15 protein-coding genes are annotated in these 12,706 nt (G+C 33.1%); 10 read left to right on the top strand and 5 right to left on the bottom strand.

Going from position 1 to position 12,706, the window contains the following annotated elements; all coding sequences use genetic code 11:
- Positions 1-10: 10 nt before the first annotated feature.
- The 3 genes from AC4G3L_RS00005 (at position 11) to AC4G3L_RS00015 (ending at position 2,091) form a co-directional block, all read left to right on the top strand.
- Complete coding sequence (locus tag AC4G3L_RS00005; RefSeq protein WP_491074947.1) at positions 11-211, top strand: cold-shock protein; 201 nt, start codon at positions 11-13, stop codon at positions 209-211.
- 613 nt (positions 212-824) lie between these two features.
- Positions 825-1,193: an ArsR/SmtB family transcription factor gene (locus AC4G3L_RS00010; protein ID WP_491074944.1), complete on the top strand. Its 369-nt coding sequence runs from the start codon at positions 825-827 to the stop codon at positions 1,191-1,193.
- Between the two features lie 121 nt (positions 1,194-1,314).
- Entirely contained in the window at positions 1,315-2,091 is a 777-nt protein-coding gene (locus AC4G3L_RS00015) for an SDR family NAD(P)-dependent oxidoreductase (RefSeq protein WP_491074945.1), read from the top strand.
- A 277-nt stretch (positions 2,092-2,368) separates the two neighbouring features.
- On the opposite strand, the gene AC4G3L_RS00020 is transcribed toward AC4G3L_RS00015, so the two are convergent.
- On the bottom strand, positions 2,369-2,782 hold the full coding sequence (locus tag AC4G3L_RS00020) for a site-specific integrase (protein ID WP_491074946.1): 414 nt from the start codon (positions 2,780-2,782) through the stop codon (positions 2,369-2,371).
- A 550-nt stretch (positions 2,783-3,332) separates the two neighbouring features.
- Between AC4G3L_RS00020 and AC4G3L_RS00025 the strand changes: the two genes are divergently transcribed.
- Together AC4G3L_RS00025 and AC4G3L_RS00030 are read left to right on the top strand one after the other, a co-directional pair.
- Positions 3,333-3,533, top strand: coding sequence for a cold-shock protein (locus AC4G3L_RS00025; RefSeq protein ID WP_491074947.1), 201 nt, complete (start codon positions 3,333-3,335; stop codon positions 3,531-3,533).
- A 103-nt stretch (positions 3,534-3,636) separates the two neighbouring features.
- Entirely contained in the window at positions 3,637-3,810 is a 174-nt protein-coding gene (locus AC4G3L_RS00030) for a hypothetical protein (RefSeq protein WP_491074948.1), read from the top strand.
- Between the two features lie 335 nt (positions 3,811-4,145).
- On the opposite strand, the gene AC4G3L_RS00035 is transcribed toward AC4G3L_RS00030, so the two are convergent.
- Positions 4,146-4,853, bottom strand: a complete 708-nt coding sequence (locus AC4G3L_RS00035) for a toxin regulator (RefSeq protein ID WP_491074949.1) — start codon at positions 4,851-4,853, stop codon at positions 4,146-4,148.
- Positions 4,854-5,648: 795 nt separating this feature from the next.
- Between AC4G3L_RS00035 and AC4G3L_RS00040 the strand changes: the two genes are divergently transcribed.
- Positions 5,649-6,101, top strand: coding sequence for a hypothetical protein (locus tag AC4G3L_RS00040; RefSeq protein WP_491074950.1), 453 nt, complete (start codon positions 5,649-5,651; stop codon positions 6,099-6,101).
- 781 nt (positions 6,102-6,882) lie between these two features.
- Here the strand turns inward: AC4G3L_RS00040 and AC4G3L_RS00045 are convergent.
- The gene (locus AC4G3L_RS00045) at positions 6,883-7,068 is read right to left on the bottom strand and encodes a transposase (RefSeq protein ID WP_491074951.1); all 186 of its coding nucleotides are present in this window, start codon (positions 7,066-7,068) and stop codon (positions 6,883-6,885) included.
- Positions 7,069-7,331: 263 nt separating this feature from the next.
- Between AC4G3L_RS00045 and AC4G3L_RS00050 the strand changes: the two genes are divergently transcribed.
- The 4 genes from AC4G3L_RS00050 (at position 7,332) to AC4G3L_RS00065 (ending at position 11,101) form a co-directional block, all read left to right on the top strand.
- Positions 7,332-7,532 carry a cold-shock protein gene (locus AC4G3L_RS00050; protein WP_491074947.1) on the top strand — a complete coding sequence of 67 codons (201 nt, stop codon included), beginning with the start codon at positions 7,332-7,334 and terminating at the stop codon, positions 7,530-7,532.
- A 509-nt stretch (positions 7,533-8,041) separates the two neighbouring features.
- Positions 8,042-8,662: a hypothetical protein gene (locus AC4G3L_RS00055; RefSeq protein ID WP_491074952.1), complete on the top strand. Its 621-nt coding sequence runs from the start codon at positions 8,042-8,044 to the stop codon at positions 8,660-8,662.
- A gap of 358 nt (positions 8,663-9,020) precedes the next feature.
- A complete protein-coding gene (locus AC4G3L_RS00060; RefSeq protein ID WP_491074947.1) occupies positions 9,021-9,221 on the top strand; it encodes a cold-shock protein in 201 nt (66 codons plus the stop codon).
- Between the two features lie 572 nt (positions 9,222-9,793).
- Complete coding sequence (locus AC4G3L_RS00065) at positions 9,794-11,101, top strand: nucleotide-binding domain-containing protein (RefSeq protein ID WP_491074953.1); 1,308 nt, start codon at positions 9,794-9,796, stop codon at positions 11,099-11,101.
- Positions 11,102-11,129: 28 nt separating this feature from the next.
- Here the strand turns inward: AC4G3L_RS00065 and AC4G3L_RS00070 are convergent, their stop codons facing one another.
- Both AC4G3L_RS00070 and AC4G3L_RS00075 read right to left on the bottom strand, forming a co-directional pair.
- Entirely contained in the window at positions 11,130-11,636 is a 507-nt protein-coding gene (locus tag AC4G3L_RS00070; RefSeq protein WP_491074954.1) for a Pycsar system effector family protein, read from the bottom strand.
- On the bottom strand, positions 11,636-12,514 hold the full coding sequence (locus AC4G3L_RS00075; protein ID WP_491074955.1) for a hypothetical protein: 879 nt from the start codon (positions 12,512-12,514) through the stop codon (positions 11,636-11,638). The genes AC4G3L_RS00070 and AC4G3L_RS00075 overlap by 1 nt, the downstream gene beginning before the upstream one ends.
- Positions 12,515-12,706 lie beyond the last annotated feature (192 nt).

Below are 12,706 nucleotides of genomic sequence, written 5' to 3' on the forward strand. Positions count from 1 at the left end.
GGCAACAATTATGGAACAAGGTAAAGTGAAATGGTTTAATGCAGATAAAGGTTTTGGATTTATTGAACGTGAAGACGGAGAAGACGTATTCGTACATTTCTCAGCGATCCAAAGCGATGGTTTCAAATCTTTAGACGAAGGTCAAAGTGTAACGTTTGAAGTAGAACAAGGACAACGTGGCCCACAAGCTACAAACGTTCAAAAAGCTTAATAATAGCTAATGATAGACCCTGCATATGCAGGGTCTATTTTTTTTTTTTTGCATTTAATTAATTTAATCAATAAAAAGGGCCCTATTCAAGAAATGAATAGGGACGATGCAACAAACATATGAAACTAGTAATATCAAATGGTAGGCTAAGCATAGTACAGTGATTGAATAATCCCTAATTTAAATGGATTATGCTGCTGTGACTTTCCTTTGGACTATTTGTTCAATGGACATTCCTACAATCTCTCGAATGATTTCTGGATTCTCCTTTAAGAAAAGCAAAAAGATTGTTTTGGAACTTGTTTTACAGTTTTCAAGGAGTTTAGGAACCTTCTCTTTACTTGAATATGCAAACTTGGCATTACACGAACAGACAGAGAGCATTCGACTATGGCTGCTTAATAATATAATAAGGCTGTTTTCGATAGATTGTTGCTCTTGAATAAAAGGATTTAAGTATCCGATTTATGGTAAAACCGAACTAAGATGGCTTGTTCAACAAACGGGGCAGTTTTGTTGAAGAAAGAATTTGACCTTGAATAACAAATATTCTATAATCAACATATAATGTTGAAAAGTTTAAACGTTTAGTTTTTTGTTATGGAGGATGGAAATGCCTGATAATATTGAGAACAACTCACTTCTAGAGAAAAAAGAAGCCTTTTATAATGTACTTAAAGATTGTACTGATGTTTTTAAGGCACTGGCTGATCCAGTTAGGCAAGATATTTTACTAATGTTTATGGTGTCGAAGCGTCTTAATGTTTCTCAAATTGCTGAACAGTCACCCATGTCGAGACCAACTATTTCTCATCACCTTAAGATAATGAAAATGGCTGGCATTCTTGATTCGAGAAAAGAAGCTACGGAAGTATATTACTGGTTAACAGCAAATGATTCTATTGTGAAGCAACTAAAAAGAATTATTTCAACCATTGAAGAAATTATCAATCATCCAGATAAGGAAAATGAAAGCATATAAAAAGAAATAAAATAATACTTCTTCACCTTATCCAATAGCTGAAGAAGTATTATTTTAATTTAAATGTTTAAGTGTTTAAACGTTTAAATAATTTAAATAAAAAATTTAGGAGGAAATTGAAATGATTACTTTTCAAAATAAGACAGCATTAATAACTGGAGCATCGTCAGGAATAGGAGAAGTATTTGCCCATGAATTTGCAAAAAAGGGTTGCAATGTCTTTTTAGTTGCTCGTTCAAAAGAAAAACTAGATAGTTTAGCCAGTAAACTAGAGTCCGAATATAGAATAAAGGCTATAAGTTTACCTATTGATTTGACTATTCATAATGCTGCCAATTCAATTTGGAGCGAGGCCAAAACGAGAGGCATTCATATCGATATACTAGTGAATAATGCGGGGGCTGGCACATTAGATTTCTTTCATGAAATCAATCCATCAAGGATACTTCATGAAATCCAGCTAAATATTACTTCATTAACAGAATTGACAAGAGTATTTCTTGTTCCCATGATCCAAAAGAAGAATGGCATTATTATAAATGTTGCTTCTATGACAGCATTTCAACCAGCTCCATTTATGGCTGTATATGCTGCTACTAAATCCTATGTATTATCTTTTACACAAGCACTCTGGGCTGAAAATAAAGGGAATGGTATCAAGTTCTTAGCTCTTTGCCCTGGTGAAACAAAAAGCTCTTTTCATGCTTCATCAGGATCTGACCATTTAAAAGGAAGTAGAATGGAGCCAATCGAAGTAGTGAGCGCTGCTTTTAAAGGATTAGAAAAAGGGAACAGTTATCAAATTGTTGGTAAATCAAACTACATTTTGTCCATATTATCTCGAATACTTCCACGAAAAGCTGTTTTAAATATAGCTGCTAACATGTTTAAGAAGTAATCATTTTTGTACTAACTTATGTATATTTTAAATTGGAGAATAGTATTACCACTTCAAGTGAAGGATGGAGTTGCAAAATTATTAGGCTAATACAGCTTTGTTTGAAAAAATAAGCTTAAACTATAGGAATCCTCAAAATTAGCTGCCAATTCAGGCGGCTTTTTCATATGTAACAAAAGGGGCAGGTTAGCGACAATAATTCATTTCGCACTAATTAAGATACAACCCAAACCCTTATATATCAAAGGTTTGGGGGATTTTTGATGCTCACCAATTTTTAAGCTCCGACTATATTGCTCACATTTCGCTCACCTGCCACAATTGGTTGTAACAGAGCGGTTTGGAAGATATCTGCTACTTCGTAATCTGAATCAGAGAATGAGTGAGCATATATTTCTAATGTAATCTTAGGTGAACTATGTCCTAAGCGTTTTGAGACCTTAACGATATCGACCCCTTCAGCAATCAGGATTGAAGCGTGTGTATGTCGAATATCGTGGAACCGAATTGAAGAGACACTGGCTTTTTTACATATAAGCTTCATATCCCTCGTCAGAGTTGCAGCAGCATAAAAATCTCTATTCTCCTTGGCAATGACGAGATTTTTGTCATTATAAAGGGGGCCGCACGTTTTTTTCCAGTCATCTTGTCGTTTTTTATGTTCTTTCAAAGCTTGAGCGAGTTCATCCAAAATTGTCTTATTATGACGGGTTATGACGAAGACCTAAGCCCGGTGGAATACCGAACTCAGGTCCTTGAAGTAGCCTAAATACATATGTCTAACTTTCTTGGGTCAGATCAATTAGCTGTTTCTGCTTTTGGTGTATATAAAGTTAAATTCGGTTGAGTCCCCAGATAATCCTTCTTTAACAAAATGACCGTTGTGCATAAAAAAGCTCTCTAGGTGAAGTGGTCAGATGAAGAAAATCATCAGGATTTAACTCGCCATTGTTCATTTGTACCACTACAGTAAGAAATCACTTTTCACCTAATTGTATTAATTTGATCAAATGAAAATTAACCAAACATTCTATGTTGGAGATGATTAACTAATAATGTTTAGTGTGTTATTGGCAGTAAGAGTCTAATAATTTGCCATTTTAATATTAGTCTGTTATTCTAAAGAAGAATTATTTTTGTTCGGCGGTTTCAGATTGAGAAACGATTTTGATTTTCGTCTAAAGTATTTGAGCAGGGATAGTAACACATCGTGTGGAATTCCACACTAGGAGGCAACAATTATGGAACAAGGTAAAGTGAAATGGTTTAATGCAGATAAAGGTTTTGGGTTTATTGAACGTGAAGACGGAGAAGACGTATTCGTACATTTCTCAGCGATCCAAAGCGATGGTTTCAAATCTTTAGACGAAGGTCAAAGTGTAACGTTTGAAGTAGAACAAGGACAACGTGGCCCACAAGCTACAAACGTTCAAAAAGCTTAATAATAGCTAATTGATAGACTCTGCATATGCAGGGTCTATTTTTTTGGTCATTAAAAAGGGCCCTTTAAATGATTATCAGAAGTAACTTATTAAAAAAGGGGATTTGCTATTAGTTATTTCACGTTCTGGACAAACCCGGGAGTTAATTTCATCAGTTAATGAAGCGAAGAAAAAAGATGTTAAATTTGTTAAATTAATATCTCTAACGGCTTTTATCACGGGTCTTGATTTAAGTGCGCTGTACCTCATCGATTTAATTAGTATGCGTATATCCTAGAAGATCCAAAGAGGAAAAAAACCTATCAAGAGACAATATCGGCAGTATCGTCTGAAACCCATATTAATAGTTGAAAAGCGAAGTTTAATATTCTCCGTCTAAGTGAGTCGACTTTTAAAAATCAGTCTACCTTAGGAGGAGTATTTTATCAAAAGAGTAATCAATCAAAGAGGTTGAATTGTTTGATTATATCAAATCCTGTTTATATGAAGCATGAGCCAGTAAGTAATTTCCTGTCTCCAAATAAAAAAATCTCCCCCAGGCAGGAGGGGAGACCACTGTATCATAGAATATCTCGAAAACAATAAGTTTTAACATTATACTTTAGCAGCAGGTTACAATTCAATCTTATCAACAGAGATACCCGGGATAGATATTTCTCCACCCATAGTAGATTCATAAGTAATTAAACCTACAGAAACTCCCATGATTGTAATAGTATCCTCTTCTAATACTCTGGAATCTGTAATAGAAGAATCATATTCAATGTAGAGAATCTTATCATAATCATCATTAACAGCTAAACGGATCTGAGTAGTGTCGTCATCGCCTTCCATAACTTGAATAACTGTGCCACCGAATTTAACTTTGTCACCCGTATAGTCATCTGGTGTTCTTGCTAGTTGATCATAGGTGATACCAGTATCATAACCTTTTCGTTCTTTCGCTTCTGCACGCTTACGTTCTTCTTCGGCTTTAGCTTTTTCTTCCGCTTCTTTTTTAGCTTTAGCAGCTTCTTCTTTTTTCTTTAACTCTTCAGCTTTAGCCTTAGCTTCCGCTTCTTTTACTTTACGTTCTTCTTCAGCCATTTTAAAATATGGAGCGGCTTCATCTACTTTAGCCTGAAGTGCCTCGTTTTCAGAAGAAAGTTCCTTATTCTTTGCTTCGGCTTTCTCTACTTTCTCCGTAAGAGCAACACCCTTATTAGCTTGGGATTCATATTCCTCAGAAGATGGGCCAAATGTACTCCCAATAAATAATGCTACAATAGCTACAATAATATATTTCCAATGTGCTTTAATAAATGACATAACTGCTTTCAATTAGAATCTTCCCTTCAAAATTAGTAAATCATGTCTCGCCTCTCCAAAATGGGTAGGTGTAGTCACTCATGTTTAGTTGAGTTTATGTTATAAAATATTCCTCTGCACTCCGCACTGTCGTCACATAATTAGCACAATTATCGCAGTAATAATAGTTTGTATACTTTGAACAATTGTAGCCTGAACTAATAATGGTACTATCGCGGTTGTCTATCAATATTTTGTATTCTTTGCAGATAGTTTCATATATACAAACATATTATTTTCCAAAATTAATAAACTAATAGGTATATATTATCATTAATGAAGTAATATTGCACTAAAAAGTGGAAAAATATGAAATAATTGGCGATACAGTGATTTTTAAACAGGTTTTTACTTTCATGTGATTGTAGTAAGTTGTATAAGAGATAGCCAGCGCACTGTAGTTAAATGCATCTATTACAACCTCTATGAGAGAAAAGAGTTGAATTCCACTTTAAATTTTTCTTAACCTAGAAGTAGAAACTAAAATGGAATAGGCAGCTGGGGATATGCTAATGAAATCGCTGACTTTACCGTGAAAAACTTGTTATAATTTAACAATAAACTACCATAGACAGAGAATAGCTATGGAGAATCGAGAATATTCTTGTGAAGAATTTTTTTCTTTCTACTTCATTACTTATGACAGTAGTATTAGTAATGTTTCTACCACTCATGATTATTTATGTTTTGATTATCCATTTTACAGGCCAGTATTATGAGAATTTAATCTATTTAATTATGTTTCTTTTTCTGTTGTGTTTTATAGATATGGGAGTGGGAACTATTATCGATAGCTTTCTTCACGCTGTAACGGACATTTATAAGGATATCTTTGTCACTAAGTTGATTGCGAGTATCTTAACTTTTGCTGGTAGTTATATAGTTATTAGCGCACTAGATTACTTTTTTACAATCATCAATCTTTCAATAGCTGTAAAAATCATTATCATAGCTATTCATCTTGTTGCATCGCTGCTGTTTGATAAAATTGACCAAAGTAAGGATGACATAAATGAAACGCATGAAACTGACAATGATATTTATAAAATAGACTCAATGGTTAAAGATGAAATAGCTTTTTTGTTAAAATCAGAAATTAATTGGGTGGAATGTGTCAAGATAATTAAGGATAAGTATCCGAATGTTCCTAAAGAAAGAATTGTAGCTGTAACCCGAAAGTTACATATGGACAATAAAAAATATGATATGAGTAAAAAATAAGTCATTGTTGGCTCTCGTTTTTCAAAATACGTTAGAAAATTCTTGAAAATTATTTGATTTTTTATAATTATAAGATAAATTTAATGCACATACGATTCAATCCCTAACATTCAACCCAAATCATAACGAATTTCCAAAACGGTTTGCACAATTTCACGATATTTATTTCCGAGACTGATAAGTCTTACCATAATTGAGTATTTTCTCATTATAAATACCATCTGTACTGAAATATTTTAAGAAATCAATCGTTAATCTCATCATAAATACTATAATTAATATTATTGATTCCACTGTTCATTTATTCCATCTTCTGATTACATAATCAATATAAATCTAATTTGCTTCTGATTCAGAAATGCCAAATTTCCAGCTGCCATTTCACTGAGTATCGGGTCATGAATTCATCACCTAACCGATCTATCATCTCCTCTTGAACTTTTTTATGCTCTTTCAAGGTATTAATGACAACTTCGTCCGCAATGATTTTTCTTCGAGATTTTCCGTGTTTTTGCTGTCATCAGTTGATACTCCTGTTCAATATTTTTTTATACCTTACCAAACGTGACCATGATAAGAAAGATAATTCGTAGTGGGGGTTTAAAGATAAGTCAGGAGTTTAGATATATATTAAATGCAGGAAAAACAATAGAAATCACATCGTATCCGTTTGGTTTTACTTTGTTTGCTATTTTAGGAATCGTTGGTTTAATTGTTCCAATAAAGAGCAAAAAATAATGGTTCTTTTTCATGTGTTGGGGTAGAGTTTTTCCTCTGCCCCTTATCCTAATGAATTGCTGAAGTTTTTATATTGATGGTAGGGTAGGATTCTAGCACGAAATCGTGTGAAATACCGGTATCTAAATCCATTCCGTTTGAAGAACTCTGTCAGGTTGTTCAAGCCTTCCACAAACCCATTCGACAATATTAAAGGTTCTTTTAAACGTAAAGTAATAATAAAAACCAAAGAAGATATGATTGTTTTATATGATGGTATGCCTGAGTTTACAATTAAACATTTTCTTCTAAAGAAGATTAACTCACAAGGTCTAGTGTGTTTATAGAGGGTAAGAGTCTTATAATTTGCTATTATAAGACATGTCTGTTATTCTAAAGAAGAATTATTTTTGTTCGGCGGTTTCAGATTGATAAACGATTTTGATTTTCGTCTAAAGTATTTGAGCAGGGATAGTAACACATTGTGTGGAAACACACTAGGAGGCAACAATTATGGAACAAGGTAAAGTGAAATGGTTTAATGCAGATAAAGGTTTTGGATTTATTGAACGTGAAGACGGAGAAGACGTATTCGTACATTTCTCAGCGATCCAAAGCGATGGTTTCAAATCTTTAGACGAAGGTCAAAGTGTAACGTTTGAAGTAGAACAAGGACAACGTGGCCCACAAGCTACAAACGTTCAAAAAGCTTAATAAAAGCTATGATAGACCCTGCATCTGCAGGGTCTATTTTTTTGCATTTAATTAATTTAATCAATAAAAAAGCCCTATTCAAGGAATGAATAGAGCCGGTGCAACAAACATATGAAACTAGTAATATCAAATGGTAGGCTAAGCATAGCACAGTACTTGAATAATACCTAATTTAAAACAGACATATATTATAACTTTCTTTGGAACTCTGTCTGTATATGGTCCATGCGTTTTTAATCACAGATTTGGATGTAGTGAATTTGGCAGGAAGTTTCTATTTGTATAAAACATCAGTATTTATACAAGTACAATTTTCAGAATAAATGACGATCATTTTGTGTTTATAGAGATGAGAGAGTTAGTCAGTCTTTATTACTTTTCTCTATTTTAAATATTAGATTAAAAATTTATGAACCCTTCCGATATATAGGTTGTAGAAAATATAGGAAAATAGGAGGGGTTCTAAAGTTGGATTTATACGTAACTTAGGAAAAGATGCAGGAACTGTGTTGGGTGGAGTAATAGGCGGACCTATACAAATGGTTGGAGAATTATCAGGTATAGAAGTATTAGAAGACATCGGAAGTGGTGTAAGAAAAGCTTCTACATTTGCTGGAGATACTTTTGGTACATTTACAGAAGGAACCGTTAATACTATATCCGGTATTGTTCAAGATGATGTAGTAAAGAGAGATGAAGGATTAAATGGTATGGGTGAAGCAGTTGGCAGAACAGCAATGGGTGTTATTCATACAGCTAAGACTGCTGTGGTTAATGGAGGTGAAATCATTGGGGGAGCCCTTGATGGGGATAAGGACTCCGTGAAAAATGGAGCAAAAGGTTTACTCACTACTGTGGCAGTTGGAGCATTAGCTATTGGAGTTATTGATGTAGTTGACGGAGTCGATGGAACAGATGGAACGAATGTTGCCAGTGCTAATGAAGTATCCGAAACGAGCGGTGAAAGCACGGGTGTTAATCATGTAGATCCACACTATGTTGAAGGATATTACCGCGAGGACGGTACGTACGTGAATGGATATTACAGAGATGGAGATCATAACCCTGGTACTAACTTAACAGTCGAAGAGGGCGGTGGGTATTTCCGTTCGAATCCCGTAAGAGGTTGAGAATACAGTACATATAAAGTAATAATGCCATTATATATTCATTTTTAAACAAAGAAGACGTTGAGCAAGAAGCCCACGTCTTTTCTCTGTTTATTCTTAAGACTCCTTAACAAGAGAATAACGTTGAATATTTATATCACTTTTTTATCAGTACCGCTTAGCTCACAATGTTTAGGATAGCTGGAGATGAAAGGGTAAGAGTCTTATAATTTGCTATTTTAAAATATGTCTGTTATTCTAAAGAAGAATTATTTTTGTTCGGCGGTTTCAGATTGATAAACAATTTTTGATTTTCGTCTAAGGTATTTGAGCAGGGATAGTAACACATTGTGTGGAAACACACTAGGAGGCAACAATTATGGAACAAGGTAAAGTGAAATGGTTTAATGCAGATAAAGGTTTTGGATTTATTGAACGTGAAGACGGAGAAGACGTATTCGTACATTTCTCAGCGATCCAAAGCGATGGTTTCAAATCTTTAGACGAAGGTCAAAGTGTAACGTTTGAAGTAGAACAAGGACAACGTGGCCCACAAGCTACAAACGTTCAAAAAGCTTAATAATAGCTTAGAATAGACCCTGCATATGCAGGGTCTGTTTTTTTTTTGTATGTAATCAATTTGGTCAATAAAAATAAAACTCTATTCATGAAATGAATAGAGTTTCTGCAACAAACATATGAAACTAGTAATATAATGAACGCTAACATAGGAAGATACAATAAAATCCAAGCTATAAATATTTTAAGGAACCAACTATCTTTCTGGTTCCAGTCCCGTTTTCTTTATTTGTTGCTAATACAAACATTAATATTACGTTAAAAGACTATTAGATGATTATCATGAGAGAAGCAAGGAAGAAGCATAATTACAGACTACATGAATTAGCTAGAGGAGCTTATGAAATTGATAGAGAATTGGAGTGTTAGAATAATATATTTAAACTATCCAATTAACTTTATTGATTTGTCCCTCAATCTATTAAGGATTCTATAGCATCTGAACTTTCAAGTATTAATTCTAAAATTCCCGTCAATATACCTGTGTCTAAAATATTTGATCTATTAATACTAATTTGGTAATTATTGGTGGTATAATATGACTATATACGCATTTCTTTAGTGGGGGTATAGATGGATAAATTAAAACCTATATTTGACCAATTGTTTGCGCAGAAAGTACCAAAGGAAATATTGAAAAAGTCTCATTATGAAGTATTCGAAAAGATAGGGAATTCTATGGATTTAGATGTTATTCTACCTCCTAAAGAGCAATTAAGAATTCTATTTGGGAAGAATGAGGTGCCTTTTTCGAATTCGATAGGAGTTCACCCAGACTTTGAGGATTTATCAGAAACAGATACTAGAAGTCAGTATGTATGCTCGGTATTTTTGGATATTTCTGGTTCCACGAAACTGGGCATGAAATTCCCTTTATCAACTGTACGGTTCTATAAGAACGCGATTTTAAGGTCTGCTATTGAAATTTCTCAGGTATTTGATGGACATATACATCGGTTGCAAGGCGATGCAGTCTTTGCTTATTTCGGTCATAAAGATATGAAAAAATCAGATGCTATTATCAATGCATTAAATGCTGCTTCTTTAATGCAGTTCTTTAATAAAAATACTTTAAGTGAATTTTTTGAGGAAAATGGATTAGAGCCCTTACGTATTAGGATAGGCATTGATATAGGTGACGATCATCAAGTATTATGGTCCTCCTATGGATTAGGTAATATAACAGAAATCACTAGTACAAGCATCCATACTGACTTAGCAGCCAAACTCCAAAGTAAAGCCCCGAGAAATAATATATTAATTGGAGAAAATGTTCTTATTTATATGGATTTGCCGGATGAATTTATAAAAATTAAAACGTTTATTAAAGATGGGGAAAAACAGGAGGATAAGTATGTTTTAAATGATACTTATTTGAAAGCGTACTATCAAATGAGAATTTTTGATTGGGAAAAATATCTAAGCTCATTCTCCTTTCTACCTAAAGAACAGTTGACTAGGTATAAATCACCTGAAGATTTTGAAATAAAAGCTCAAGTATCAGAGGATTTAGAAAATATCTTACCATTAAATAGTAATTCTAGAGCTATACAAAAAGGGGCAGCATTAGGGTTTAAACTAGTTTTAAAGGGAACTCTAAAACAATTAAAACCTAGCAAAATTGAATGGAAAGTAATAAACAGAGGTAAGGAAGCTAGTGAATCTGAAAGCAGATTAACTTTTGGTATGGAAGACTACAAAAATAAATATACGTGCCAACAAAAAACAGCATATAATGGACATCATTATATGGAGTGTTCTTTTTATAATTCTCAAGGGAAGTTAATTGGACAAGATAGGTTTGGTATATTTGTTAATGATGAAAATAATATAATGAAAGAATTGGGGATTATTGAACATCCAGAAACAACTAGCAAATAAAAAGGATAAACCTATAGGTTTGTCCTTTTTACTTAATAAAAAACCAGCTTACGCATTCAGTTATAGCCCCAATAGTTAACCATATAAACCCGTATTTTAAATTTTGATACTTTTTTATACAGACTTGAGATAGAACGAAATTTTGATTTCTCATGTCATGAAGGAATTCTATATCGTCTTTTTCTTCAATATAGTCTGCATAAGCTTGGCTGTTAGAGAAAGAACCGATTCCTCCCCATGACATATAAAGAGAAGTATTAGTTGTATAGCGAGGCCAAAGAACTTTCCAAATAAAGAAATAACAAGCTGCAATTAAAGGGAGAAGTCCAGTTAATAAAGAGTAGTTAGCAATTGATAAATTACAAAATCCTATGTCTTTTGCTTCATTTCCAAAGAAACCCAACATAACTAAGGTTGCTCCTAAGGCAATTCCTGCTTTACCATCGGCAAACTTGATATAGTCTCCTATGTAGACTAGATTATGTTTATGATAATCATATAAACGATCTGCTTCTTTAGGATTTGTTAAATCCATTAATATTTCACCCCATACCAGTATTCATTTGATTTATTGTTTCTGCTTAGATCCTTAGGTAATAGACAAGTAGATAAATTAGAAAAGATATTCAATTGTTTAACAAGTATTTTGCTAGAGGAATCCATTCCTAAAAAAAACTCTTTTTCCTTAACAAATTTTTCAAGTTTATGAGCTACATTTACCGCATGTCCAATTGTTATAAACTCTTTATGACTTGAATTACCGAAAGAAGTAACAATTGTGTCCTCGCCATAGGTCAATGTAAATCTATATTTATTTCTAGACATATTCATTTCTTTTCGTAAAAAATAATCCATTTGTTTAATTGCCTCGCAAGCATAATATATTGAAAATACTTTGGAGTTACAATCTATATTAGGATATTTGATATCTGAATCCTTATCATCGAAATACTCTTCATTAAATTCCTTTTCATCAATATCTAATTCGTAAAAGCCATCTTTATCTATTTCGATTTCGTGAAAATTATTTCCATCAAAGTCTTTATTATTGGAAGTCTCGGTAGGATTCCATTCAGATGTAGAAATACTAGGGAAATGCATAGATATTCCATCGCCGGGGAATTTTTCAACAATACCATAATTAGAATAGATAATATCTGTTAATTTTGTAAATATGTATTGAGTTTTAGCAACAAAATTTACTGCTCCATGCTTTCTGATGTCCATAGATGAACCAGATAAATCAAAAACAACTGTTGCTCCTGGTAAATTATTGTACGAACCAATTGTACCTTGAAAAAGATTCATATTTGAAAATTGTCTTTGTAAATCTACTGCGTTTAAACTTTTTAGTATTAGCTCTCTATTTAATCTTGATGGTATATGTCGTGTTGTATTTCTGAATCTTGCCACAAACTTCATCCTTCCATACTTACTAATATGTGTGTGTATAACTTTGTTGGAGAAATATTCCTGATTTATCCATTGTAAAGATTGTATCATTCTTTATTTACAAAATAAATCCTCAAGATAGAAGTATTATGAGGTGATTATCAGGCTGCCAACTAAAGAAAAACTTGAACAGGATTTATTAAATAAAATGAC

This window comes from Bacillus sp. z33, assembly GCF_058313615.1.

Coding starts and splice junctions, on each gene's coding strand:
- AC4G3L_RS00070 (WP_491074954.1), bottom strand. CDS start 11,636: ATGGATTTAACAAATCCTAAAGAAGCAGATCGTTTATATGATTATCAT.
- AC4G3L_RS00050 (WP_491074947.1), top strand. CDS start 7,332: ATGGAACAAGGTAAAGTGAAATGGTTTAATGCAGATAAAGGTTTTGGA.
- AC4G3L_RS00065 (WP_491074953.1), top strand. CDS start 9,794: ATGGATAAATTAAAACCTATATTTGACCAATTGTTTGCGCAGAAAGTA.
- AC4G3L_RS00040 (WP_491074950.1), top strand. CDS start 5,649: ATGGGAGTGGGAACTATTATCGATAGCTTTCTTCACGCTGTAACGGAC.
- AC4G3L_RS00015 (WP_491074945.1), top strand. CDS start 1,315: ATGATTACTTTTCAAAATAAGACAGCATTAATAACTGGAGCATCGTCA.
- AC4G3L_RS00060 (WP_491074947.1), top strand. CDS start 9,021: ATGGAACAAGGTAAAGTGAAATGGTTTAATGCAGATAAAGGTTTTGGA.
- AC4G3L_RS00010 (WP_491074944.1), top strand. CDS start 825: ATGCCTGATAATATTGAGAACAACTCACTTCTAGAGAAAAAAGAAGCC.
- AC4G3L_RS00005 (WP_491074947.1), top strand. CDS start 11: ATGGAACAAGGTAAAGTGAAATGGTTTAATGCAGATAAAGGTTTTGGA.
- AC4G3L_RS00025 (WP_491074947.1), top strand. CDS start 3,333: ATGGAACAAGGTAAAGTGAAATGGTTTAATGCAGATAAAGGTTTTGGG.